The organism is Helicobacter pylori, assembly GCF_002832345.1.
In the GTDB taxonomy this organism is placed as follows: Bacteria; Campylobacterota; Campylobacteria; order Campylobacterales; family Helicobacteraceae; genus Helicobacter; species Helicobacter pylori_CP.
On record NZ_PHLZ01000004.1, the window covers coordinates 48,167 to 74,131 of the forward strand.

Below are 25,965 nucleotides of genomic sequence, written 5' to 3' on the forward strand. Positions count from 1 at the left end.
AAACCTAAATTAAGGGGAAGTCATGGCTGATAGTTTAGCGGGCATTGATCAAGTTACGAGTTTGCATAAAAATAACGAGTTGCAATTGTTGTGTTTCAGGCTGGGTAAAAACAAGGATTTGTATGCGGTCAATGTCTTTAAGATCCGTGAAGTGGTGAAATACCATGGCAATCTCACTATCATCAGCCACGAAAACAATTCACTCGTTGAGGGCTTGATCATTATAAGAGAGCTCACCATTCCTTTGATTGATATGAAAAAATGGTTTTATTATGACAGCCAAAACAAAAACAAGGATTTACGCCCTTACAGGATAGAAAAAGAAAAAGGCGAAGACGATATTGTTATGATTTGTGAGTTTTCTCGCTGGACCATAGGGGTTAGGATCTATGAAGCGGATAGGATTTTGAGCAAGAAATGGACTGAAATGGAGCAAAGCGCTGGGCTAGGGGGATCTGCTGGGAACAACAAACTTGTGAGCCGCACGCACTATTTTGACGGGCGCTTGGTGCAAGTGGTGGATATTGAAAAAATGCTTATAGACGTGTTCCCTTGGATTGAAGATGAAAAACACAACGATTTAGAAACGCTTTCTAAAATCCATTCTAACCAATGCGTTTTGCTCGCTGATGACTCCCCAAGCGTTTTAAAAACCATGCAAATGATTTTAGACAAGCTGGGCGTCAAGCATATAGATTTTATCAATGGTAAAACCTTATTAGAGCATTTGTTCAACCCAACAACCGATGTGGGTAATATTGGCCTGATTATTACCGATTTGGAAATGCCAGAGGCGAGCGGTTTTGAAGTGATCAAGCAGGTTAAAAACAATCCTTTGACTTCAAAAATCCCCATTGTGGTCAATTCTTCTATGAGCGGCAGTTCTAATGAAGACATGGCCAGGAGTTTAAAGGCCGATGATTTCATCTCCAAGTCTAACCCTAAAGACATCCAACGGGTGGTTAAGCAATTTTTGGAATTAGCATGAAAAAATACAGCGCTATCCCCACCCCTTGCTATGTGTTAGAGAGCGAACGCTTAGAAAAAAACGCCAAGATTTTAGAAATCGTGCGCCAGCAAAGTGGGGCAAAGGTTTTGCTCGCTTTAAAAGGGTATGCGTTTTGGCGTGAGTTTGGGATTTTGAGGCAAAAATTGAACGGGTGTTGCGCGAGCGGTCTTTATGAGGCCAAGCTCGCTTTTGAAGAGTTTGGAGGGCGAGAGAGCCATAAGGAAATTTGCGTTTATAGCCCGGCCTTTAAAGAAGCTGAAATGAGCGCGATTTTACCCCTAGCGACAAGCATCATTTTCAACTCTTTTTACCAGTACGCCACCTATAAAGACAGGATTTTAGACAAAAACAAGCAGTTAGAAAACTTGGGCTTAAGCCCCATTAAAATGGGTTTGAGGATTAACCCCCTTTATAGCGAAGTAACCCCAGCGATTTATAACCCATGCTCTAAAACAAGTCGGTTAGGGATTACGCCTAGCGAATTTGAAAAGGGAGTCAAAGAGCATGGCTTAGAGGGGGTGAGCGGGTTGCATTTCCATACGCATTGCGAGCAAAACGCCGACGCTTTGTGCCGGACTTTAGAGCATGTGGAAAGGCATTTCAAGCCTTATTTAGAAAACATGGCGTGGGTGAATTTTGGTGGGGGGCATCATATCACTAAGAGCGATTATGATGTGAATTTGCTCATCCAAACGATTAAGGATTTTAAAGAACGCTACCACGATATAGAAGTGATTTTAGAGCCTGGGGAAGCCATAGGGTGGCAATGCGGGTTTTTAATCGCAAGCGTGATAGATATCGTTCAAAACGATCAAGAAATTGCGATTTTAGACGCTTCTTTTAGCGCTCACATGCCAGATTGCCTAGAAATGCCTTATCGCCCTAGTATCCTTAAAATTTCTGTAGAAAACGATGAAGAAATTATTGAAGTTGAAAAGGGCGAAAATCAAGGGGCGTTTTCTTACTTTTTAGGCGGCCCTACTTGTTTGGCGGGGGATTTTATGGGGAGTTTTAGCTTTGAAACGCCTTTAAAAAGGGGCGATAAAATCGTGTTTCAAGACATGCTCCATTATACGATCGTGAAAAACAATTCATTTAATGGCGTGCCACTGCCAAGCCTGGCTAAAATAGATTCGCAAGGTTTTAAAATCCTCAAAAGCTTTTCTTATGAATATTATAAAAACAGGAATTAAGATCTCAATTAAAGCCTTTTAATTAAGGCTTTTTGGGGCTTGTAAAAAGAGCCACGCACAACATTCCAACGCCAAGCCCGGCCAACACCGCGCCAATGGTGTGCATGTCTAAATAAATGCGAGCGAGCATGGTTAAAGGGATTAGGGGTAAGAGCCAAAAGTATTTCTTAAAAGAATAACGGCGCATCAAAAACGCCACCGCCAAACCCACCATAGACGAATGCCCGCTTGGCATGTTGAAATTACCCCCATAAGGGCGCTCGCCCAAACGCTGCTCGTTGATTGTTATATGGTTTAAGGCTCTTTTGGTGGTGTGTGTGAGGAGGGTTGTAGCGATAGAAGCGTTAGCGACTTGAAAAAGCCCTATCGCATCTCTTTGGATTAAAGGAATCGCCACAGATAAAATCGTAGGGATAAAGCGCGCGTAATGCTCGGTGAAATGAAGCACCAAAGGCACGCTATGCTGTTTAGGGACTTTTGGGAAAGGCACAAAAACACCCAATAAAATCAAACTCAAACTGAGCGCTAACAAAGTTTTAGAAAAGCTTTTGGGCAGACTTTCACAAAATTTTTGTTTAAATAAGAATTTTTTCATGAGTGTTATTTTACTCTTTTTTGTGTTTGAGCAGATCTAAAGAAGGGCGATAAACAACGCTTGGGGTTTTAAAATCCTCAAACACCCCTAAAACGCTATGGAAAATCACATTTTGATTAATGGGGGTTTGGGTTTGGATAATGGAATGCTCCTTTTTAAAAAGATCATTGGCATACAGAATAAAGGGGATCTCGTATTGTTCTTTGGGGGCGATGCTTTTAGGAATGCCATGCAAATAGAACGCTTCTTCGCCCAAACTCTCGCCATGATCGCTCAAATAGATCATTAAGGCGGGCTGTTTGGCTTTTTCAAGCATGCTAATGATTTTGTCTAACAGATAGTCGTTGTAAAAAATGGTGTTGTCATAGGCGTTAATCAGGCTTTCTTTGGAGCAAGAAGACAGATCAGCGCTTGAGCAATAGGGCTTAAACACCCTAAAATTTAAAGGCACTTTGTTGTCGTAGTTGGGGCCATGCGAGCCGGCAAGGTGTAAGATGAGCAAGACATTTTCATTAGAGTGTTCTTTTAAAAGGTCAGGCAAATTATAGAGTAAGGATTCATCATAAGGAGCGATCGCTTCGCAATTGGGGCATTTTTGAATCAATTCGTAGTTTTTACGATAGCTTGTAACCTTAATGTTCTTTTCGCCGTCATTCGCGCTATACCAAAAGACTTTGATACCGGCTTTAGTCAAGTAAGTCGGCAAATTTTCATAGGCGTTGTTTTTAAAAGAAGAATCTAAAATGCATTCCAAACTCGCTGTCGTGTAAGTGGCGCAAGAAGTGGCATTGAAAAGAGTGAGTTCATGATTTTCTAAGCGTTTGCTTAATCTTGGGGTGGTGGGTTTATCATAGCCATAAAGGGCGTAATTGCGCTTTCTGGCGCTTTCGCCAATGACCAGCACCACAAACGAATGAGAATGGTTGGGCGAAAAAAGAGGGAGCGGCTTGATAGTGGGGGCGAAAAATTTAAGAGCGCTCACTCTAAAGGCGTTCACGCTATAAGCGAAGGGCAAAATTAAGCCCCCTATGAATTTCGCATGCTTGTCAAACCACAACCAATTTTTAGCGTTCATTAAAGCGCTAGCGATAAAGATAAACACTAACGCCAAGATCGCTAAAAAGGGCACTTTTTTAGAAGAATTTTTAAGGGGGATTTTATAAATGATATAGCCGGGCAACACCCCAAAAACAACGATAAAAAGGAATAATTTGACGCTCAAAAAGCCTAAAACTTCATGCGTGTTGGTGTTTAAGACATTGCCCATCATGCTCTTATTTAAAAACACCTTATAAGCGCTAATGAAATAGAAAGCGACAGAATTGAGCCAACTAAAAACTATCGCGCTCCAACGCATTAAAGAAGCAGAGATCAAGCCTAACGCCAAAAAAAGAGTGCCATTAACGCAAAAAAGCACGATAATAATCATGGCTATAAAACTAACCTGGTTGCTTTCTTTATAAACGTAAGCGAACAAAGGGAAATGGTATAAAACGCCAAAAATAAGGCTATAGAGCAAACCGGCTTGCAGACAACTTAGGGGCTTTAAAAACTTCAGATGGAATAATGATGTCAAACACGCCCCTTAAAATCAATCAGTCTTAGGATTATATCGTAGGTATGGGGATTTTATGGTTTATTTTAAGGGTGGAAAGCGCTTTTAGGGTGGTTGCGTTTAAGAGCTTTAAAGTGCGTTTGTTGTAGGGTTTCATCACGCCCCATAGTTAGGATATGGGGCAAATCTGTTCTTAAAAGGGTTTATCATGAAAAGAAAGCATGATAAAAACTCTTGGTTAGTATTATACATTAAAATCTCTTTTAAGGGGTTTAAAGTGGTCTTTTCTATAGAAAAGTAATTTTATTAGCCAAAGTTCCCCTAAGCCTAAAAAGCTTAGGGGTTTCCTTGTGGGTGGTTTGTCCTTGACTTTGGGGCGTTTTCATTGGGTTATAAAAATGATCGCTTGAATAACGCTAATTTTTATTTAGATTGTAAAAAACGCCTTTGAGTATTTTTTGTGATTAACGCTTGAAGTCAAAAAACTTTGTTTGGTGGAAAAGATTAAAAAAGTTTAGAAAAATAAAAACTTTATGAAAAGTTAAAAAGCGAGTGAGAAGTCAGCGAAAAAAGATTAAACCCCCAAAAAAGAGGGTTTAAAAAGGGGTTTAAGCTTTTAGTAAGCAAACACATAGTTGAGATACACGCTATAAAGCCTTCTGTATTGCAAGGTAGTGCCTAGCAAAGAATAGTAATTCGTGTTGATCGTGGGGATCTTCACGCCTAATTCCATGCCATGTTGCGCGCTATGATCAGCACCTCTCCTCTTATTCCTGGCGAGATTGGTCCTTAATCCCAGATTGAATAAGAATTGGAAGTTAGAGGTGTTGATTTTAGCCTTATAGTAATTGTTCACATTCGCCAAATTCACATACTGAGAATTAAGCCATGAAGTCCCGGCTAAGGCGATACCGCCAAACGTGCCAAAAGAAATCTTATTGTGTTTAGTGGCTTTATCGTTGATGAAATTCACTAACAAATCGCTCCCCACGCCATAAGTCCAAACATCAGAAGAGGCGTTGAAAAATTGGGATTTATTGTAGGTGTGGTTGTAATCCACAAAGCCGTAGTATCTCGCGCCCCATCGTTTGTTTTTCCCAAAGAATTGCTTATAGCCCACTTGAAAGCCAATCCCGTTCATCGCGCCGTTATTGGTGGTAGAAGCAGCGATTAGCCCGGCGCGTCTGAAAGGGTTACTGCCGAGTTCTTGACTCCTAGATTGCACTTGAGAATGGATATTGGAGTCAATGTAGTAGTTATCCTGTATGCCTTGCGGGCTGTTAGGGTTAGTCTTTTTGCTCACCACATTTTGTAAAGATTGAGCGTCAGGCAAGCTTGAAATGGCCGCTGTGATGCTGTCATAGTGTTCGCCTAGCTTTTTATACTGGCCGCTGAAATTCGCTAAAGTGTAGGCGAGGTTTCGCGCATGGTTGATTTGCTCCTCTTGATTACCAAAATAAGCGATGCTGTTTTTTAGATTCGTTACGGTCTCTCCCACATACGCGCAGCCGGCCCCCCAAGTGTTAGAAGTAACCGTGCCGGATGGCGTGCCACGGAGATTGCCGTCGCTACCCTTTTCATGGCATACTCCTAAAGAGTCTTTCACAAACGCTGCAGGGATTCTTTCAAAGTCCTTCACCACTGCTTGAGCGCGGTTTAAAATCTCCGCTTGCGCTTTGGCGTTAGCGAACATGCTTTGGGCGAAGTTGGCGTCTTTATAGGGGTTGAATGTCTTCTCGGTGTCTAGGTTGTGCTGGTTTTGCGCGTTGGCGGTAACGATCTTGGATTGCTCTACGGCTATTTCGGCGTTTTTGATCATGTCTTGAATCGCGCTGATTTCATTTTTAAAAATCCCGCACGCTGTTCCGTCGCCTTTGTCTATTCCAGCCCATAAACTATTGCCACCACCCACATTACCTGCACCGCCATTACTCAACCATGGGCATGCTTCATTAAGGGTGGTTAAAATCGTGCTAGCCTGTTGTAAAAGCTCTTGAGCGTTGTTGGATACTTTGATGTCTTCTTTAGTTTCTGTGTAAGTCCCATTCACCCACTTGATTGGAACAAATTTTCCATTAGTCCATGGGAATTTCCATCTTTCTCCTGGCTGGACGCTATCGTTTTTCTTCCCTTTAATTTCAAAATTAAGTTCTTTGGTGTCGCTTAAAGCAGGAATATCTTGCCCGCTTGCTCCAAAAGCCTTTTGGATGATTTGATAAGCTCTATTGATTTTCGCGTAATTTTCAGTGGATATACCGCTCCACTTTCCTGGTTCATAAAACGAATCGCAAGTAATGGTAGTCCCCCCATTTGATGGCACATTTTCAAAGGTTTGAACGCCTCCATTTTTATCTTTGTTAGAGCCAGGGCCGCAAACGCTGATCGCATAGCTCATCACTTGCCACAACCCCGCTGCCGCATTCAAGGCTAAAAGCACCGCTTGATACGCCGGGGAATTCTTTTTATCATTGATTAAATTCTTCGCGCTCGCGTTCAAATTGCCCCTTGCGTTATTGATAGCGTTGGGGTCGGCGGACTACCTGATGAGAGTGTTTAGGACGCTATAATTCGTTAAAAGATTGTTCAATCTTTCATAGCTGTCTGAGAGTTCTTGAATGCCTTTGGTGTTTTTCACCATTTGAGCGGATTCACCGATTTGATAGCCCGCACTCACAAAAAAGCCGTTCTCTTCAGCGCTTAAAGTGGAAACTAAAAGCGAACCTAAGGTTAATGACAGAAATTTTTTCTTCATGTTTTCTCCTTTTATTACTTGAAATAAGATTGATTTTGTCCGTAAATCTTGCGCAAATGTATATTTAAGTAATTCTATACCGCAAGCTTTCGTTAATATAGTATAAATTAATGGGATTTTGATATTAATTAGGCGTTTTTGTCCTTTCAAAAAAAAAAAAAAGGTTTTTGTGGAGTTTCTAAACAAATATTAAACCAATGAAAATGATTTTAAAAGAAATGAGGTTTTGTTTGAATAGGGGTAGCTATCAAAAAAGGGTTTTTAACTTTGATTGTTTGGTTTGGTTGTTTGAGATTTGTTGTCAAAAGGATTTTTTCTAAAAAATAAGATTTGATTGCTTGATATTTGTTATAAAAATGATTTTTTCTTTAGATTTGTTGTAAATTTTGTTGTAAAAAGGATTTTCTTAAGGAGATAAAAAGGTTTTGCAATTATTCTCCTCAAAAACTCAAGGGTTTTTAAAAAGTGGTGGTTTCAATAAAACGCTAATTTATAAGAGCGTTCCCTAAGCCTAAAAACTCAAGGGTTTCTTTAAAAAAGTGGGGTTATCCTTGAGTTTTGGGGTGTTTGCATGCGGTTAGTAAAAAATTACCGCTTGCTTGGTGCGAGACGCTTACTCTTTAAACAAGGCTTTGAGCGTTTCTTAAAACTATCATCAACGCTTTATTAAAACAAAGCCTAGCCCAACATTAATCCCCTACATAAACTTGTCTTGGGCGCGTGATCCTAGCTTGTGGGCTTTTGACATGCTCTAATAATTGAGCGCACCAGCCCACGGTTCGGCCAATGACAAACACCGGCGTGAAAAAACGCACCGGGATTTTTAAAGCCCTTAAAATCGTGCCGGAGTAAAAATCCACATTAGGGTAGAGATTCCTTTCAATGAAATACTCGTCTTTTAGCGCGATTTCTTCCACTTTGGCGGCGATTTCGCTCAACCTCTCGTCCATTTTAACGCCTTTTTTATGCAGTTCGTCTTTCAGGCCTTTTAAGATTTTGGCGCGCGGATCGTAGCTTTTATACACCCTATGCCCAAAGCCCATGAGTTTGAAATTGTCGTTTTTGTCTTTCACGCGTGCGATGTATTTATCCACATTTTTCACATCGCCGATTTCTTCTAATTGTAAAAGCACTTTTTCATTCGCTCCGCCATGCAAATGCCCCCATAAAGCGCTAATGCCAGCACTTATAGCTGCATAAGGATGCACGCCGGTGCTAGCGACATTCCTTACCGTGGTAGAAGAGGCGTTTTGGCTGTGATCAGCGTGCAAGGTTAGGATTTTATCAAAGGCTTCTATTTCTAGGGGCGTGATTTCTACTTCGCCTTGAGTGGTGTGTTTTAAGCGGCTATAAGGATACCCTCTCAGCATGAAAAGGATATTTTCCACATAAGAGCGCGCAATATCCGGATAAATAATGGGCGCTCCCACTTCATTACGATAGCAAATAGCCGCAAGCGTGGGGATTTTAGCGACAATCCTTCTGGCCATCGTTTGGTAATCTTCTTCAGTGTGCATGTTTTGGTGCGTGGAATAAAGGGTGGATAAAATAGACACACCGCTAGAGAGTTTCGCCATAGGGTGGGCGTTGCTAGGGAAAGCTGAAAACATGTTGAGTAAGCTCTCATGCACAAAGCTTCTGTGGCGTAGTTCCAATTCAAAATCCAAGCTTTCATCTTGATTTTTGGGTAATTCCCCTGTGAGTAATAGCCTGCACACATCTACATATTTGTATTTGGCGACTAAATCTTCTATTCTATGCCCTCTGTAATACAATTCGCCTTTTTTGCCATTGACATAGCTGATCTTAGATTGGCACCCAGCGGTAGAAGAATACCCTGGATCGTAAGAAAAAAACCCGGTCGTTTCAAAAAGCTTGGAAAAATCCACCGCTTTAGGCCCACGGGTGCCTTCAATCGTTTCAAATTCATAGCGTTCATTATTTTCATTATTGATTAAAGTGACAGACATTTGACTTCCTTAAGTTTTTAGAATGATAGCACTCCATTATAAGCCAAAAAATTAAATGATTTCTTTTTAAAAACATTGCGTTTTTTCAAGTTATTTCCAACCGCTACTTTTAAACACGCATTCAAAAAAAAGATTTTTAGGGGTTATATAGTATTTTTGCGCTAGTATAGTTACTTAAATTTTATAAAAAGGATTAAGAGATGGCTTACAACCCTAAAATTTTACAAAAGCCTAAAGAGGGCGAAGAAATTACGATTAAAGACAACAAATTGCATGTGCCAAACCACCCCATTATCCCTTTTATTGAGGGCGATGGCATTGGATCAGATATTACCCCAGCGATGATTAAAGTGGTGGATAGCGCGGTTCAAAAAGCGTATAAGGGCGAGAAAAAAATCGCATGGTATGAGGTGTTTGTGGGCGAAAAATGCTATCAAAAATTTAAAGATCACAAAGAGTTAAGCCCAGAAGAGCAATGGCTGTTACCGGACACTATTGAAGCGATTAACCATTATAAAGTTTCTATTAAAGGGCCTTTGACCACGCCTATTGGTGAGGGGTTTAGATCTTTGAATGTAGCGTTACGCCAAAAAATGGATCTGTATGTGTGCTTGAGACCGGTTCGGTGGTATGGGAGTCCGAGTCCGGTTAAAGAACCACAAAAAGTGGATATGGTGATTTTTAGAGAAAATTCTGAAGACATTTATGCGGGCATTGAATGGCAAGAAGGCAGCACAGAAGCGAAAAAACTCATCCATTTTTTACAAAATGAACTAAAGGTTAAAAAAATCCGCTTCCCTGAAAGCAGTGGCGTAGGGGTAAAACCCATTAGTAAGGAAGGCACAGAGAGGCTGGTTAGGAAAGCGATTGAATACGCTATTGATAACGACAAGCCAAGCGTAACTTTTGTGCATAAAGGCAATATCATGAAATACACTGAGGGAGCGTTCATGAAGTGGGGCTATGCGCTCGCTCAAAAAGAATTTAACGCTCAAGTCATTGATAAAGGCCCATGGTGTTCTTTGAAAAACCCTAAAACCGGTAAAGAAATCATCATTAAAGACATGATCGCTGACGCGTTCTTGCAACAAATCCTCTTACGCCCTAGCGAATACAGCGTCATTGCGACCATGAATTTGAACGGGGATTATATCTCTGATGCGTTAGCGGCGATGGTGGGGGGCATTGGTATCGCTCCTGGGGCTAATCTCAATGACACAGTGGGCATGTTTGAAGCCACCCATGGCACCGCTCCTAAATACGCTGGGCTGGATAAAGTCAATCCGGGGTCTATTATTTTGAGCGCGGAAATGATGTTAAGGCATATGGGCTGGGTGGAAGCGGCTGATTTGATCGTCTCTGCCATGGAAAAAGCGATTAAAAGCAAGAAAGTAACTTACGATTTCGCTCGTTTGATGGATGGGGCTAAAGAAGTGAAATGCTCTGAATTCGCTAGCGTGATGATTGAAAACATGTGAAAGAGCGTTTTTTAAGCTCTGGTGTTTGAATGCGAAAAAAAGGCTAATACTATCATAAGGAATGAAGTTGATAAAATTTGTGCGTAATGTGGTTTTGTTCATTTTAACGGCGATCTTTTTAGCGCTCATGCTTTTAGTGAGCTATTGCATGCCCCATTATAGCGTGGCTGTCATTAGCGGGGTGGAAGTCAAAAGAATGAATGAAAATGAAAACACGCCCAATAATAAGGAAGTAAAAACCCTTGCTAGAGATGTCTATTTTGTGCAAACTTACGACCCTGAAGATAAAAAAAGCGTAACCGTTTATCGTAACGAAGACACGCGCTTTAGCTTCCCTTTTTATTTTAAGTTTAATTCGGCTGATATTTCAGCCCTCGCTCAAAGTTTAGTCAACCAGCAAGTGGAAGTGAAATACTATGGCTGGCGGATCAATTTGTTTAACATGTTCCCTAATGTGATTTTTTTAAAGCCCTTAAAAGAGAGCACTGACATTTCAAAGCCCATTTTTAGCTGGATTTTATACGCTTTGCTGTTAATGGGCTTTTTTATCAGCGTGAGTTCTGTCTGCACTTTATTTAAGAGCAAAGCTCATTAATTCTTTTAGGCTTTGTTGGAAAATCACAATGGGGTTATTGGAGCGTGTATTAAAAAGCTCAATATAGGGCAAACTGATGCTGTGAAAAGCGGTGTTATTTTCCCTCAAATTGATAGCGATTTTATAGTCTAGTTGGTGGGATTTCAATAAAAAGTCATTCAGCAAACAATCATTAATCAAGCCCAAATTGTCATGGCTAATCACAAGCATTTTGGCTTTTAATTTTAGGGCAAAATTTAGCATGTTTTCTTCTAAAGTGATAGGCACGCATAGCCCCCCAGCCCCTTCAACGATGACTAAATCGTAAGTTTTGGTGAAATTTTGGAGGCGTTGGATTAAATGATTGGTGTCAATGGGGGCGTTTTGGTTTTCTTCTTGTTGGGCGATGAGGGGGGCTGAAGCTTTAGCGTAACGATAGAATGAAATGTCTTTTAAGGTTAAAGAGCGATCCAAAAGGCGGTTATCTTGCAAGAACAGATGTGCGTCGCTAAAGGGGTTGGTTGCATCATTAACGCCCGTTTCAATGGGCTTTAATAGAATCGTTTTAACGCCACAAGCGTTGCAATATTGGGCTAATAGCCTAGCGCATGTGGTTTTTCCGGCATTGGTGTTAGTCGCGCTGATAAAAAGCATGGTTTAACCTTTAAATTTATGGTCATTACCTCTAAATTGGTAAGCCCCATCAAAGATTTGAGCGGTCAATACATTTTTGATTTGTGGTAGCTTCACATTCTTTAGCGCTTCTTTTGGGACATCTATCACCAACTCCTCAAACGCTTGGTCGCTTAAAGGGTTATCAATATCAAAAATGAAACTTAAGATATTGTGGACTGAATTATAAGTAACTTTGTCAATTAACGCATAATTCAGTCTAACTCCCTCTGCTTGCTCTATGGCGGTAACGATACTTTTAGATAGTCTAGGGCTGATATTGTTAAGCTGTGTCGCTAAATCTGTCGGTGAAATAAAGCAATAACCCGCATCGGTGTCTATGGTGTTAGCAAGCACTTTAGCTAATAATGTCCTACTCACTTTTTTTCCTTGTCGCATAGCGTTGGCAACCTTGCGGATTTTAATATTGTGGTTATAGCTCTGTCTAAAGCTTTTGCTTGTGATACATTTTAGTTTTTCTCTGTCAAAAATACCTTTTCGTTCCCAATCCTCTATCTCATCAATAGAGAATGATTGTTGATACCCATTAGTCCTAGAACTATTCTGTCTTGCTATAATGCTAGATTTAACAAAGTCCATAACTCCTAACCCCTCTGTATCTCTAGGTAGTCTTATCGCTTTTATTTGTGTCTTAACGATGTCTTTAAAATACACACCATAATTGTCTTTGTCCTCTTTTTTAAAGAAAGTATAGACTTTGTCTTGTAATCTTGTGAGAGATTGTGGCAATTCATTAGGAGCAGAGAATGTGATGCCTGTAAAAGTCCAATCCACTTTACCAAAATCCTTTTCTGTCGCTAATACTAAATCTACTTTTCCAGTCTCGGCGTTGTCGCAATAACAAATCGCCGCTTGATTGAAATAATTTGCCAAATCTAATAATTGGTCTTTCAAGTTAAATGAGTTACTAGGTTCGTTTTGAAACACAAAGAAACTAACTTCTTTGCTTGGTAATAATGGGTCATCTAACCTATCTTTCCAATAACCTGTTACTTGTAGATAACCTAAAAAGTGTCTCTTTTGGTCTAATAGAGATTTTAGCTCTTGTGTCCTTTTAATATTGTCTTTTTGAGTGTAGCGGTATTTTTTGACAAATTTATCGCTAGACATAAAGTCTCTCATTGTCGCATTGCTGTTTATGAAATTATCAACATAATTTTTACCTAACTTCCTACTCAATGTCTCATAAATTCCTTTAACTAAAATCTTATATTGTGGGATAACTTTACCTTGTGGCTTAAAGAAGTCTTTAACTTTAATAGATTTTGTGGGGTCAATGTCATCAGTTGCCTCTCTAAATTTAATCTTATTCTCTTTCATTTGAGCTAAATAAAGCTTTGATATTTTGTCTTTTTCATTAGGTCTTAATCCACTACTATACGCTTTTTTTAACAAGGCTTGTTGGTCATCAGTGAATGTAGCTTCAAAATAAGGTTTAAAAACTCTAAACGCCGAGATAGTCCCAAAAGGTAGTCCGCTTTTGATTTTATTGACAATACTATTAAGACTAATAGCTTTAATAGTCGTGTTTTGTGAGTTTTTAAGTCGTGAGAGTTCCTCACCAAAAGCATCTAGTGTCGCTCTTAAAGACAATCCACCTTTTATCCTTACTCTGGGTTTATTTTGTCTTGCTAATTTCTTGTCCGCTAACGCTTTATCAATAGATGCTGTCAAAGAATTGTTTCTTTGTGGCTCATCAACAAATTCTAAAAAATCGTAATTCAATAGCATTTTCGTGTCCTTTTCTTTAAGCGAGATTGTAGCGCTTTATCTTTGAGCTTTCAGCGGGTCATTAGGGTTTATTTGGTATAATACCAAAACTCCATTTAAGGTTGGTTCTTATGAATATTTTATTTGGGATTAGCGACACGCAAGAATGTTATAACGCTATTAAATTCGCTGTCAAGTTAGCCTATTCGCTTAAAGAGGTCCGTTTCACTCTATTGCATGTGAGCATGGAAGTGTTTATTTATAGCGAAAGCGGGATGATGGATTACGGCCAAACAGAAGCCTTAGAAGAAGAAAAAGCTAAGGCTTTGTTAAAGCAATTTGAAGACGCTTTCAAAAAAGAAAATATAGAGTGCGAGAGCGTTCTAAAAAGCGGTGATTTGATTGATGTGGTTTTGGAAATGGCTAAGGATTATGATTTGTTATTGATCGGGGCGAGCGAATCCAATTTGTTGTATCGTTTGTTCATTTCACACCAAAATAGCTTGGTTGAACAATCCAGTATCCCTGTTGTGATCGCCAAGTAGCATGGATAAGCGGCATGAAAATGTATAACATACCCACCCCCACCATGGCGCAAGTGATCATGGTTGATGACCCCATTACGACAACGGAATTTGTCATCTCTGCTTTGAGGGATTTTTTTGACAAGTCTTTAGAAGAGGCCAAAGCTCTCATATCAAGCATCCATCGTGATGGCTGTGGGGTTTGTGGCGTCTATCCTTATGATATTGCCAGACATAGGGTAGCATGGGTTAAGGACAAAGCCAAAGCGTTAGAATTCCCTTTAAAATTATTGGTAGAAGAGATAAAATAATGGCTAAATTCAATCAAGATCTGCATGAAGTTCTAACCCAAGCTTTAAATTTAGCCCTAGATCTCAACCATGCCCTTTGCACCACAGAGCATGTGCTGTTAGTCATCTTAGAGCATGAGAGCGGGGCGAAGATTATTGGCGCTTTAGAAAGAGATGATTATGATAAAATGAGGCAAATCCTTAAAGACTACTTGTTGCAATACGTGCCTTTAAAGAATGATCCAGTCAAAATGCCTGACAGGAGTTTTGTGCTATTAAGAATGCTTAAAAGAATGTATGCGAGCTGTTTTGAGAGCGTGGGCGTGGAAGAATTGCTTGTTGTAATGCTAGATCACCCTGATTGTTACGCTTCAAAACTCATGGATAGTTTTGGCGTCTCTCGTTTGTATTCTAGTTCTGCTTTATTGGATCTAGATAACCATGGTATTCCTAATAATACCAATAAGGAAGAAGCGCCCAAGAACACTCCCTTAAAAAAATACGCTAAAAACTTGAGCGCTTTAGCCCAAGAGAACGCTTTAGATCCAGTCATTGGCAGAGAAGAAGAGATTTTAAGAGTGATAGAAATTTTAGGGCGCAGGAAAAAGAATAACCCGCTTTTAATTGGCGAAGCGGGCGTAGGGAAAACCTCCATCGCTGAAGCTTTGGCTTTAAAAATCGCTCAAAAAGAAGTACCGGAGTTTTTGCAAGAATATGAAGTCTATTCTTTGGATTTGGCTTTAATGGTGGCTGGGGCAAAATACAGAGGGGATTTTGAAAAACGCTTGAAAAAAACGCTCAAAGAAATCCAACAAAACGGCCGCATCATTTTATTCATTGATGAAATCCACACCCTTTTAGGCGCAGGGAGCAGTAACGCTGGGAGCTTGGACGCGGCGAATATATTAAAACCGGTTTTAACGGATGGGAGCTTGAAATGTTTAGGAGCGACCACTTTTGAAGAATACCGCAGCGTGTTTGAAAAAGACAAGGCTTTTAATAGGCGTTTTTCAGTCATAAAAGTTGAAGAGCCTTCTAAAGAAGCGTGTTACTTGATTTTGAAAAAGATCGCTCCCCTTTATGAAGAACACCACCAGGTGCGTTATGATGAGAGCGTGTTTAAGGCATGCGTGGATTTAACGAGTGATTACATGCATGATAAATTCTTGCCGGATAAAGCGATTGAATTATTAGATGAGGTGGGATCGAGGAAAAAAATCAACCCCAAAAAGGGCAAAAAAATCGGCGTTGATGACGTGAAAGAAACGCTCGCTCTAAAGCTTAAAATCCCCAAAATGCGTTTGAGCAGCGATAAAAAAGCCCTTTTAAGGAATTTAGAAAAATCGCTTAAAAATAAGATTTTTGCCCAAGCAGAAGCGATCAATCTTGTCAGCAATGCGATTAAAATCCAGTATTGCGGGCTTTCTTCTAAAAATAAGCCTGTGGGGAGCTTTTTATTCGTGGGGCCTAGTGGGGTGGGGAAAACAGAGTTGGCTAAAGAATTGGCCTTGAATCTGAATTTACATTTTGAACGCTTTGACATGAGCGAATACAAAGAAGCCCATAGCGTGGCAAAACTCATTGGGAGTCCTAGCGGTTATGTGGGGTTTGAGCAAGGGGGGCTGTTGGTGAATGCGATTAAAAAACACCCGCATTGTTTATTGCTTTTAGATGAAATAGAAAAAGCCCATTCTAATGTGTATGATTTGTTGTTGCAAGTGATGGATAACGCCACTTTGAGCGATAATTTAGGCAATCAGGCGAGTTTTAAGCATGTGATTTTGATTATGACTTCAAATGTGGGGAGTAAGGATAAGGACACGCTAGGGTTTTTTAGCGCTAAAAACACCAAGTATGATAAAGCCGTTAAAGAGCTTTTGACCCCTGAATTACGATCCAGGATTGATGCGATCGTGCCGTTTAATGCGCTCAGTTTGGAGGATTTTGAACGCATTGTTTCTGTGGAATTAGACAAATTAAAAGCCCTAGCGCTAGAGCAAGACATAGCCTTAAAATTCCATAAAGAAGTTTTGAAATTCATCGCGCAAAAAAGCTATCAAACGACTTTAGGAGCGAGAGAAATTAAAAAAATCATTCACAATGAGATCAAAACCCCATTAAGCGATCTATTGCTCTTGCAATCGTTTAAAAAACCTTGTAAGATCGCTTGCTTGCTAGAAAAAAACCAATTGGTTCTAAAAGAAATCAGGCGTGCACAAAAGGTGAAAGAAAATGACTTTTGAAATGCTTTATAGTAAAATCCATAGGGCTACTATCACAGACGCTAATCTCAATTATGTAGGCTCGATCACCATAGATGAGGATTTAGCCAAGCTCGCCAAGCTTAGAGAGGGCATGAAAGTGGAAATCGTGGATGTCAATAACGGCGAACGCTTCAGCACCTATGTGATTTTAGGGAAAAAAAAGGGCGAAATTTGCGTCAATGGTGCAGCAGCCAGAAAAGTGGCCATAGGCGATGTGGTGATCATTTTAGCTTATGCGAGCATGAATGAAGATGAAATCAATGCGCACAAGCCATGCATCGTGCTAGTGGATGAAAAGAATGAAATTTTAGAAAAGGGTTAGAGATGGATTTTAGTCAATTGGGCGGGTTAAGCGGGTTGTTAGACGGCATGAAAAAAGAGTTTTCCCAACTAGAAGAAAAGAATAAAGACACGATCCACACTTCCAAAAGCGGTGGGGGAATGGTGAGCGTGAGTTTTAATGGGTTGGGGGAGTTAGTGGATTTGCAAATTGATGACAGCCTGTTAGAAGATAAAGAAGCGATGCAAATCTATTTGATGAGTGCTTTGAATGACGGGTATAAAGCCGTAGAAGAAAACCGAAAAAATTTAGCCTTTAACATGTTGGGGAATTTCGCTAAATTGTGATGTTTCACAAAGCCCTTATTACCTTTATCATTCTATGGTTTTTTTTGAATGGCTTAGGGGCTTATGATTTCAAGCATTGTCAGGCTTTTTTTAAAAAAGCGAGCCTTCAAAAAGGGGGCGTGGCTTTAAAGGAATTGCCTAAAGGCGTGTATTTATATTATTCCAAAACCTACCCTAAACACGCCAGAGTCATCAAATCCGATCCTTTTGTAGGGTTGTATTTGTTGCAAAGCGCGCCAAGCGAGTATGTTTATACATTAAGGGATTTGGACAAAGACGCCCTTATAAGGCCAATGGCTAGCATAGGAGATAATCAAGCCACAGAAGCGCGATTATTAGTGGGGCAAAAAGGCTATGACCGCTACGCTCAAATTTCACAAAAGACCCAAAAAAATGGCGTTATCAGCAATATTTGCTATCAAATGTTAGGGCTAGGGGTAGGGGGGAACGGCTTTATAGAAACGAAATTTATCAAGCGCTTTTTAAACCAAAAAGAGCCTTATTATGGGGATATTGGGGTGCGTTTAGAAGAACATCATAAGCGTTTAGTGGTAGCGCAATTTGATCCCTTTTTCCCTAAAAACCCTTTTTTAAAAAACGATGAAATCCTAGCGATCAATGATTACAAGATCCGCTCATTAGCGGAGTTTGAATGGGTGGTGAGCAATCTTAAATACCAAAGCCTTGTAAAAGTGGAAATCAAACGAAACCGCCAAATCAAAGAAGTAACGCTCAAAGTCAATAAGCGTTATGGAGGGTTTTTACTCAAAGACACTTTTTTAGAGCGCTATGGCATCGCTTTAGACGAGCGTTTTATCATCACTAAAATAGGCAATCATTTGCCCAAAGGCTTGGATTTTTTAAAGCTTGGGGATAGGATTTTATGGGTGAATCATAAAAGCATTTCGTTCAACCCGAAGGCTTTAAGAGAAGCGTTAAGCACGCCAAAAATTGAATTATTAGTCTGGCGTAAAGGCTTTGAATTTTACATTAAAGTCCGTTGAAACATTGATGAAAAATGACGCTTATGAAATCATTCTTTCTTGGTTTATCACGCCTCTCACGGCGATTTTAGGGCGTTTCGCTGAATTTTTTCTCTACACCTTGCATGCGCAATTGGTGTTTAATAGCGTGGTCGCTTTGGCGTTCATGCTCTTTGCTTATAGGAGTTTGAAAGAACAGAATTTCTTCAGTGCTAGCGCGCTTTTAGAAGCGTTATGGTTTGTGGGGTTTTTTGCGCTGTTTAACTACGCTTTGAAAAACCCTTCGCGCTTTTATGAATTGTTTCAAAACGCTATTTTTATTGCGCCTAACATGATCACTCAAAGCCTTTCTCAAAGCTTGAGTAACTTTTCTAACCATGCGCTTTCTTTAGATTTTATCTTCAATCATGGTTTTTATGCCCTTAGTTTCATCAGCGATTTGAGTCATAATGAAATGTCTGTGTGGCTTTTTTTAAGCATTTTGCAAGGGCTTTTTTTGAGCGTTCTGTTTGCGATCATCATTTTAGTGTATTTAGAAGTTCATGTGTGGTGTTCTTTAGGGGCGCTGTTTTTAGCGTTTGGGTTTTTTAAAGCCTGGAGGAGCGTTGTGGTTATATGCCTAAAAAAATGCTTCGCTCTTGGGTTTTACAAGCCTTTTTTGTTGTTGGTGGGGTTTTTGAATGTGTCGGTTACTAAGGCGTTAATCAACGCTCATATGCAAGAAAAACAAGACTTAAGCCTTTTATTGGTGGTAGCGTTATTTTTGTGTTGCGTTTTTGTCATAGGCGTGCCTTTTTTCATCAACGCTTTGTTTAGGGTGCAAAACAGCCTTAAAGAAACTTACAAACTCGCCACCAATTTGAGCGCTAACCTCAGTCAAAACGCCCTTACTTCCTTACAATATATCACGACCTCGCCCGCTCCCTCTAGCGTTTCTACTTCTACAAGCGGTAGCGTTTCTAAAGAAAAAGAAACGCATTCCCCCACATTTAAGGTAGAAACCACTCAATTAGATGTAAAAATCCCAAATTTCAAGCAAAAAAAGGTTAAAAAGGATACAATAAATACAAAAAATGAAATTTAAATAAATGGGAATTTAATGAGAATTTTTTTTGTTATCATGGGACTTTTGTTATTTGGTTGCACGAGTAAGGTGCATGAGATGAAAAAAAGCCCTTGCACTTTGTATGAAAACAGGTTAAATCTCGCATGAGAGAAAAGCCTTTCAATAGCGAGCAATTGATCTATTTAGAAGAGCTTTTAAGCCACCAAGAAAAGCATTTAGAAAACAAGCTTTCTGGTTTTTCGGTAAGTGATTTGAACATGCAAAGCGTGTTTCGGTTGGAAAGGAACCGCTTGAAAATCGCTTATAAACTCTTAGGCTTGATGAGTTTTATCGCTCTTGTTTTAGCGATCGTGTTAATCAGCATTCTACCCTTACAAAAAACCGAACACCATTTCGTGGATTTTTTAAACCAGGACAAGCATTACGCCATTATCCAAAGAGCGGATAAAAGCATTTCTAGTAATGAAGCGTTGGCTCGTTCGCTCATTGGGGCGTATGTGTTAAACCGAGAGAGCATTAACCGCATTGACGATAAATCGCGCTATGAATTGGTACGCTTGCAAAGCAGTTCTAAAGTGTGGCAACGCTTTGAAGATTTGATTAAAACGCAAAACAGCATTTATGCGCAAAGCCATTTAGAAAGAGAAGTCCATATCGTCAATATTGCGATCTATCAGCAAGACAATAACCCCATTGCGAGCGTTTCCATTGCGGCTAAACTTTTGAATGAAAACAAGCTCGTGTATGAAAAGCGTTATAAAATCGTATTGAGCTATTTGTTTGACACCCCGGATTTTGATTACGCTTCCATGCCTAAAAACCCTACCGGCTTTAAAATCACCCGCTACAGCATCACTGAAATCACTAACAGGGGCGATTGATGCGTAAGGTTTTATATGCCCTCATGGGCTTTTTGTTGGCTTTTAGCGCTTTAGAAGCCGATGATTTTTTAGAAGAAGCTAACGAAACAGCCCCGGCGCATTTAAACCACCCCATGCAGGATTTAAACGCCATTCAAGGGAGCTTTTTTGATAAAAACCGCTCCAAAATGTCCAACACTTTAAACATTGATTACTTTCAAGGACAAACCTATAAAATCCGCTTGCGTTATGCGATGGCGACCTTATTGTTTTTTTCAAAACCCATTAGCGATTTTGTTTTAGGGGATAAGGTGGGCTTTGACGCGAAAATTTTAGAAAGTAACGATCGTATTTTGCTTATCAAGCCTTTACAAATTGGCGTGGATTCTAATATCAGTGTGATTGATAGCGAGGGCAAGATTTTTTCTTTCTATGTGTTTTCTACCACTTTCACCAGCTCCAAACACCCTAATTTGCAGGTTTTCATAGAAGATAAAAATTATTATTCTAACGCTTTTTTGAAGCCGCAAAATAAAGAAAATGCCCTTGAAAATGCCCCCACAAACAACAAACCCTTAAAAGAGAAAAAAGAAGAAACCAAAGAAAAAGAAGAAGAAACCATAACGATTGGCGATAACACCAACGCCATGAAAATCGTTAAAAAAGACATTCAAAAAGGTTATAGGGCTCTAAAAAGCTCTCAAAGGAAATGGTATTGTTTAGGGATTTGTTCTAAAAAATCCAAACCCTCTTTGATGCCTGAAGAAATTTTTAACGACAAACAATTCACTTATTTCAAATTTGACAAAAAATTAGCGCTCTCTAAATTCCCGGTGATTTATAAGGTCGTTGATGGCTATGACAACCCGGTGAATACTAGGATTGTGGGCGATTACATTATCGCTGAAGACGTTTCGGCTAAATGGACTTTAAGGCTAGGTAAGGACTATTTGTGCATCCGTTTTGTCAAAAAGGCTAAAGATGAATAAGTGGCTTAAGGGGGCGGTTGTTTTTGTGGGGGGTTTTGCAACGATTATAACCATTTCTTTAGTCTATCATCAAAAGCCAAAAGCCCCCTTAAATAACCAGCCTAGCCTTTTAAATGACGATGAGGTGAAATACCCCTTACAGGATTACACCTTCACTCAAAACCCACAGCCAACTAACACAGAAAGCTCCAAAGACGCTACCATTAAAGCCTTACAAGAACAGCTCAAAGCCGCTTTAAAAGCCCTAAACTCCAAAGAAATGAACCATTCTAAAGAAGAAACTTTTAATAGCCCTCCCATAGATCCAAAAACAAACACAACCCCCCCTAAAAAAGATTTTTCTCTAAAGCAATTAGATTTATTAGCCTCTCGCATCACCCCTTTCAAACAAGGCCCTAAAAATTACGAAGAAAACCTGATTTTCCCTGTGGATAACCCTAATGGCATTGATGGTTTCACTAACCTTAAAGAAAAAGACATTGCCACCAATGAAAACAAGCTTTTACGCACCATTACAGCCGATAAAATGATACCCGCCTTTCTCATCACGCCCATTTCTAGCCAGATCGCTGGTAAAGTCATCGCACAAGTGGAGAGCGATATTTTTGCTCACATGGGCAAGGCCGTCTTAATCCCCAAAGGCTCTAAAGTCATAGGCTATTACAGCAACAATAACAAAATGGGCGAATACCGCTTAGATATTGTGTGGAGCCGCATCATCACTCCCCATGGGATTAATATCATGCTCACTAACGCTAAAGGGGCGGACATTAAAGGCTATAACGGCTTGGTGGGGGAATTGATTGAAAGGAATTTCCAGCGCTATGGCGTGCCGTTACTGCTTTCTACGCTCACTAACGGCTTGTTGATTGGGATCACTTCGGCTTTAAACAGCAGAGGCAATAAAGAAGGAGCCACCAATTTCTTTGGGGATTATCTTTTAATGCAATTGATGAGGCAAAGTGGCATGGGGATCAATCAAGTGGTCAATCAAATTTTAAGAGACAAGAGCAAGATCGCTCCCATTGTGGTGATTAGAGAGGGAAGCAGGGTCTTCATTTCGCCTAATACTGACATCTTTTTCCCTATACCCAGAGAGAATGAAGTCATCGCTGAGTTTTTGAAGTGACTCAAAAATGCCCAATTAGAAATGCTATAATAACCCTAAAAAACAAAAGAGAGCCTAACAAGAAAACGCATGAAAATTAAAAATATCTTACTGAGTGGGGGGAGCGGCAAACGCTTATGGCCTTTAAGTCGTAGCCTATACCCTAAGCAATTTTTAAAGCTTTTTGACCATAAAAGCTTGTTTGAATTGAGTTTTAAAAGAAACGCTTCCTTAGTAGATGAAACGCTCATTGTGTGCAATGAAAAGCATTATTTTTTAGCCCTAGAAGAAATAGAGAATGAAATCAAAAACAAAAGCGTGGGTTTTTTATTAGAGAGCTTGAGTAAAAACACCGCTAACGCCATCGCTTTGAGCGCTTTAATGAGCGAAGGGGAAGATTTGCTCATCGTTACGCCAAGCGATCATTTGATTAAAGATTTTCAAGCGTATGAAAATGCAATAACAAAAGCGATTAATTTAGCCCAAAAAGGTTTTTTAGTCACTTTTGGGGTGAGTATTGACAAGCCCAATACGGAGTTTGGGTATATTGAAAGCCCTAACGCTCTAGATGTGAAGCGATTCATTGAAAAGCCAAGCTTAGAAAAAGCGATAGAATTCCAAAAAAGCGGGGGTTTTTATTTCAATAGCGGCATGTTTGTTTTCCAAGCGGGCGTTTTTTTAGACGAACTAAAAAAGCATGCCCCTACTATTTTAAAGGGGTGCGAAAGAGCGTTTGAATCTTTAGAGAACGCGTATTTTTTTGAACAAAAGATCGCTCGTTTGAGCGAAAAGAGCATGCAAGATTTAGAAGATGTGAGCGTGGATATAGCTTTAATGCAAAAAAGCCACAAAATCAAAATGGTAGGATTAAACGCCAAATGGAGCGATTTAGGGAATTTTAACGCTCTTTTTGAAGAAGCGGCTAACGGCACTAAAGAAAATGTCAGCCTGAATCAAACGCCTGTTTTTGCCAAAGAGAGCGAGAATAATTTAGTGTTTTCCCATAAAGTGAGCGCTCTTTTAGGCGTTGAGAATTTAGCGGTTATTGACACTAAAGACGCTCTTTTAATCGCTCATAAAGACAAGGCTAAGGATTTAAAAGCTTTAGTGAGCGAGATAGAAATGCATAATCAAGAATTGTTACAAACGCACACTAAAGTCTATCGCCCTTGGGGGAGTTATGAAGTCTTGCATGAGAGCGGGTGTTACAAGGTTAAGATTTTAGAAGTCAAACCTAACGCAAGGCTTTCTTTACAAAAGCATTTCCACAGGAGCGAACACTGGGTGGTGATTAGCGGGATGGCAAGCGTGGAATTGGATCATAAAATGTTTGAATTGCAAGCTAATGAGTCCACTTATATCCCTAAAAACACCCTACACCGCCTGGCTAATTACGGCAAAATCCCTTTAATTATCATAGAAGTTCAAGTGGGCGAGTATGTCGGTGAAGACGATATTGTGCGCATTGATGATGATTTTAACAGGCAAAATCAAAACGCCTAGTGAAAAAATTTAATAAATAAAATTTAATAAAGGAACAATAATGAAAGAAAAAATCGCTTTGATCACCGGGGTTACCGGGCAAGACGGGAGCTATCTGGCTGAATACTTGCTGAATTTGGGTTATGAAGTGCATGGGTTAAAAAGGCGCTCTTCTAGCATCAACACTTCTAGGATCGATCATCTGTATGAAGATTTGCACAGCGAACACAAAAGGCGTTTTTTTTTGCATTATGGGGATATGACCGATAGCTCTAACCTCATCCATTTAATCGCTACCACTAAGCCTACAGAGATTTATAATTTAGCCGCTCAAAGCCATGTGAAAGTTTCTTTTGAAACCCCAGAATACACCGCTAACGCTGATGGTATTGGCACGCTAAGGATTTTAGAGGCCATGCGGATTTTAGGCTTAGAAAATAAAACACGATTTTACCAAGCCAGCACGAGCGAATTGTATGGTGAAGTCTTAGAAACCCCACAAAATGAAAACACCCCCTTTAACCCACGAAGCCCCTATGCGGTCGCTAAAATGTATGCCTTTTACATCACCAAAAATTACAGAGAGGCCTATAACTTGTTTGCGGTTAATGGCATTCTTTTTAACCATGAGAGCAGGGTAAGGGGCGAAACTTTTGTAACCCGTAAAATCACACGAGCCGCTAGCGCAATAGCGTATAACTTAACAGATTGCTTGTATTTAGGGAATTTGGACGCTAAAAGAGATTGGGGGCATGCCAAAGATTATGTGAAAATGATGCATTTAATGCTCCAAGCGCCCACTCCACAAGATTATGTGATCGCCACAGGAAAGACCACGAGCGTGCGCGATTTTGTGAAAATGAGCTTTGAATTTATCGGTATTGATCTAGAATTTCAAAATACAGGGATTAAAGAAATCGGTTTGATTAAAAGCGTTGATGAAAAAAGAGCGAACGCTTTACAATTAAACTTAAGCCATTTAAAAACGGGCAAAATCGTGGTGCGCATAGACGAACGCTATTTCAGGCCTACTGAAGTGGATTTGCTCTTAGGCGATCCCACTAAGGCTGAGAAAGAGCTAGGCTGGGTTAGGGAATACGATTTAAAAGAGTTAATTAAGGACATGTTAGAATACGATTTAAAAGAATGCCAGAAAAACCTTTACTTGCAAGATGGGGGCTATATTTTAAGGAATTTTTATGAATGAGATTATTTTAATCACCGGTGCCTATGGCATGGTAGGGCAGAACACGGCGTTGTATTTTAAAAAAAATAAGCCTGATGTTACTTTACTCACCCCTAAAAAGAGCGAATTGTATTTATTGGATAAAGACAACATTCAAGCTTATTTGAAAGAATACAAGCCTACAGGCATTATCCATTGCGCCGGGAGAGTGGGGGGCATTGTCGCTAACATGAACGATCTTTCAACTTACATGGTTGAAAACTTGCTGATGGGCTTGTATCTCTTTTCTAGCGCTTTAGATTTGGGCGTGAAAAAAGCCATTAATCTAGCGAGCTCTTGCACTTATCCTAAATTCGCCCCTAACCCCTTAAAAGAGAGCGATTTATTGAACGGCTCTTTAGAGCCAACGAATGAGGGCTACGCTTTAGCCAAACTTTCTGTGATGAAGTATTGCGAATACGTGAGTGCTGAAAAGGGCGTTTTTTATAAAACTCTAGTGCCTTGCAACCTTTATGGCGAGTTTGACAAGTTTGAAGAAAAGATAGCGCACATGATACCAGGGCTTATTGCTAGGATGCACACCGCTAAATTAAAAAATGAAAAAAATTTTGCGATGTGGGGCGATGGCACGGCCAGAAGAGAGTATCTAAACGCTAAAGATTTAGCCAGATTCATCGCTCTCGCTTATGAGAATATCGCTCAAATGCCTAGCGTGATGAATGTTGGCTCTGGCGTGGATTACAGCATTGAAGAGTATTATGAAATGGTCGCTCAGGTTTTAGACTATAGGGGCGTATTTGTTAAGGATTTATCCAAACCAGTGGGCATGCAACAAAAGCTTATGGATATTTCCAAACAAAAGGCTTTAAAATGGGAATTAGAAATCCCTTTAGAGCAGGGCATCAAAGAAGCTTATGAGTATTATTTGAAACTTTTAGAGGTTTGAAATAAAATCAAGGCTCTTATAGAGTTTAAAACGCTTTGCCATTAGGCGTCAGGCTAGCGATTTTACGATACTGTGCTTACATTCGCTTCAAAAAGCTTGAGCCATTAAAAA

At 39.9% G+C, this 25,965-nt stretch carries 23 protein-coding genes and 1 pseudogene; 18 read left to right on the forward strand and 6 right to left on the reverse strand.

Features of this window, described 5'->3' with window-relative positions; translation table 11 throughout:
• Window positions 1-22: 22 nt before the first annotated feature.
• Together cheV1 and nspC are read left to right on the forward strand one after the other, a co-directional pair.
• Window positions 23-988: a chemotaxis protein CheV1 gene (cheV1, locus tag CXY28_RS02060; RefSeq protein WP_100979304.1), complete on the forward strand. Its 966-nt coding sequence runs from the start codon at window positions 23-25 to the stop codon at window positions 986-988.
• The gene (nspC, locus tag CXY28_RS02065; RefSeq protein WP_100979305.1) at window positions 985-2,202 is read left to right on the forward strand and encodes a carboxynorspermidine decarboxylase; all 1,218 of its coding nucleotides are present in this window, start codon (window positions 985-987) and stop codon (window positions 2,200-2,202) included. The genes cheV1 and nspC overlap by 4 nt, the downstream gene beginning before the upstream one ends.
• A 22-nt stretch (window positions 2,203-2,224) precedes the next feature.
• Here nspC and lpxE read toward each other — a convergent pair whose 3' ends face one another.
• The 4 genes and pseudogenes from lpxE to CXY28_RS02095 all read right to left on the reverse strand — a co-directional run bounded on the left by lpxE (window position 2,225) and on the right by CXY28_RS02095 (window position 9,074).
• A complete protein-coding gene (gene lpxE / locus CXY28_RS02070) occupies window positions 2,225-2,758 on the reverse strand; it encodes a lipid A 1-phosphatase LpxE (RefSeq protein WP_232779970.1) in 534 nt (177 codons plus the stop codon).
• 49 nt (window positions 2,759-2,807) lie between these two features.
• Entirely contained in the window at window positions 2,808-4,373 is a 1,566-nt protein-coding gene (eptA, locus tag CXY28_RS02075; RefSeq protein ID WP_100979307.1) for a phosphoethanolamine--lipid A transferase EptA, read from the reverse strand.
• A 595-nt stretch (window positions 4,374-4,968) separates the two neighbouring features.
• Window positions 4,969-7,104: pseudogene (gene labA / locus CXY28_RS02080) on the reverse strand (Hop family adhesin LabA).
• Between the two features lie 689 nt (window positions 7,105-7,793).
• Entirely contained in the window at window positions 7,794-9,074 is a 1,281-nt protein-coding gene (locus CXY28_RS02095) for a citrate synthase (RefSeq protein WP_100971029.1), read from the reverse strand.
• Between the two features lie 200 nt (window positions 9,075-9,274).
• Between CXY28_RS02095 and icd the strand changes: the two genes are divergently transcribed.
• A complete protein-coding gene (icd, locus tag CXY28_RS02100) occupies window positions 9,275-10,552 on the forward strand; it encodes an isocitrate dehydrogenase (NADP(+)) (protein ID WP_015643468.1) in 1,278 nt (425 codons plus the stop codon).
• 67 nt (window positions 10,553-10,619) lie between these two features.
• The gene (locus CXY28_RS02105) at window positions 10,620-11,147 is read left to right on the forward strand and encodes a DUF1523 family protein (protein ID WP_015643467.1); all 528 of its coding nucleotides are present in this window, start codon (window positions 10,620-10,622) and stop codon (window positions 11,145-11,147) included.
• On the opposite strand, the gene bioD is transcribed toward CXY28_RS02105, so the two are convergent.
• Window positions 11,124-11,780: a dethiobiotin synthase gene (gene bioD / locus CXY28_RS02110; RefSeq protein WP_015643466.1), complete on the reverse strand. Its 657-nt coding sequence runs from the start codon at window positions 11,778-11,780 to the stop codon at window positions 11,124-11,126. The genes CXY28_RS02105 and bioD overlap by 24 nt on opposite strands.
• A 3-nt stretch (window positions 11,781-11,783) precedes the next feature.
• Window positions 11,784-13,550 (reverse strand): hypothetical protein, encoded by a 1,767-nt coding sequence (locus tag CXY28_RS02115; RefSeq protein WP_100979308.1) that lies wholly within the window; start codon window positions 13,548-13,550, stop codon window positions 11,784-11,786.
• Between the two features lie 110 nt (window positions 13,551-13,660).
• On the opposite strand from CXY28_RS02115, the gene CXY28_RS02120 reads away from it, so the two are divergent.
• From CXY28_RS02120 to CXY28_RS02185, 14 genes are all read left to right on the forward strand, one after another.
• Window positions 13,661-14,074 carry a universal stress protein gene (locus tag CXY28_RS02120; protein ID WP_079361047.1) on the forward strand — a complete coding sequence of 138 codons (414 nt, stop codon included), beginning with the start codon at window positions 13,661-13,663 and terminating at the stop codon, window positions 14,072-14,074.
• Window positions 14,075-14,088: 14 nt separating this feature from the next.
• Complete coding sequence (locus tag CXY28_RS02125) at window positions 14,089-14,364, forward strand: ATP-dependent Clp protease adaptor ClpS (protein ID WP_100979309.1); 276 nt, start codon at window positions 14,089-14,091, stop codon at window positions 14,362-14,364.
• Window positions 14,364-16,586, forward strand: a complete 2,223-nt coding sequence (locus CXY28_RS02130) for an AAA family ATPase (RefSeq protein WP_100979310.1) — start codon at window positions 14,364-14,366, stop codon at window positions 16,584-16,586. Before CXY28_RS02125 ends, CXY28_RS02130 begins: the two co-directional genes overlap by 1 nt.
• Window positions 16,576-16,929, forward strand: coding sequence for an aspartate 1-decarboxylase (gene panD, locus CXY28_RS02135; protein ID WP_000142278.1), 354 nt, complete (start codon window positions 16,576-16,578; stop codon window positions 16,927-16,929). Before CXY28_RS02130 ends, panD begins: the two co-directional genes overlap by 11 nt.
• A 2-nt stretch (window positions 16,930-16,931) precedes the next feature.
• Complete coding sequence (locus CXY28_RS02140; RefSeq protein WP_000347926.1) at window positions 16,932-17,234, forward strand: YbaB/EbfC family nucleoid-associated protein; 303 nt, start codon at window positions 16,932-16,934, stop codon at window positions 17,232-17,234.
• Complete coding sequence (locus CXY28_RS02145; RefSeq protein WP_100979311.1) at window positions 17,234-18,238, forward strand: PDZ domain-containing protein; 1,005 nt, start codon at window positions 17,234-17,236, stop codon at window positions 18,236-18,238. The genes CXY28_RS02140 and CXY28_RS02145 overlap by 1 nt, the downstream gene beginning before the upstream one ends.
• Window positions 18,239-18,245: 7 nt before the next feature.
• Window positions 18,246-19,301 carry a TrbL/VirB6 family protein gene (locus CXY28_RS02150; protein WP_024117628.1) on the forward strand — a complete coding sequence of 352 codons (1,056 nt, stop codon included), beginning with the start codon at window positions 18,246-18,248 and terminating at the stop codon, window positions 19,299-19,301.
• Between the two features lie 15 nt (window positions 19,302-19,316).
• Window positions 19,317-19,430 (forward strand): hypothetical protein, encoded by a 114-nt coding sequence (locus CXY28_RS02155; RefSeq protein ID WP_001217870.1) that lies wholly within the window; start codon window positions 19,317-19,319, stop codon window positions 19,428-19,430.
• A complete protein-coding gene (locus tag CXY28_RS02160; RefSeq protein WP_100979312.1) occupies window positions 19,427-20,164 on the forward strand; it encodes a VirB8 family type IV secretion system protein in 738 nt (245 codons plus the stop codon). Before CXY28_RS02155 ends, CXY28_RS02160 begins: the two co-directional genes overlap by 4 nt.
• Window positions 20,164-21,132 (forward strand): TrbG/VirB9 family P-type conjugative transfer protein, encoded by a 969-nt coding sequence (locus CXY28_RS02165; RefSeq protein ID WP_100979313.1) that lies wholly within the window; start codon window positions 20,164-20,166, stop codon window positions 21,130-21,132. The genes CXY28_RS02160 and CXY28_RS02165 overlap by 1 nt, the downstream gene beginning before the upstream one ends.
• Window positions 21,125-22,261 (forward strand): DNA type IV secretion system protein ComB10, encoded by a 1,137-nt coding sequence (locus CXY28_RS02170; RefSeq protein WP_100979314.1) that lies wholly within the window; start codon window positions 21,125-21,127, stop codon window positions 22,259-22,261. Before CXY28_RS02165 ends, CXY28_RS02170 begins: the two co-directional genes overlap by 8 nt.
• Window positions 22,262-22,330: 69 nt before the next feature.
• Window positions 22,331-23,743 carry a mannose-1-phosphate guanylyltransferase/mannose-6-phosphate isomerase gene (locus CXY28_RS02175; protein ID WP_100979315.1) on the forward strand — a complete coding sequence of 471 codons (1,413 nt, stop codon included), beginning with the start codon at window positions 22,331-22,333 and terminating at the stop codon, window positions 23,741-23,743.
• A 40-nt stretch (window positions 23,744-23,783) separates the two neighbouring features.
• Window positions 23,784-24,929 carry a GDP-mannose 4,6-dehydratase gene (gene gmd, locus CXY28_RS02180; protein WP_100979316.1) on the forward strand — a complete coding sequence of 382 codons (1,146 nt, stop codon included), beginning with the start codon at window positions 23,784-23,786 and terminating at the stop codon, window positions 24,927-24,929.
• On the forward strand, window positions 24,922-25,854 hold the full coding sequence (locus CXY28_RS02185) for a GDP-L-fucose synthase family protein (RefSeq protein WP_100979317.1): 933 nt from the start codon (window positions 24,922-24,924) through the stop codon (window positions 25,852-25,854). The genes gmd and CXY28_RS02185 overlap by 8 nt, the downstream gene beginning before the upstream one ends.
• Window positions 25,855-25,965 lie beyond the last annotated feature (111 nt).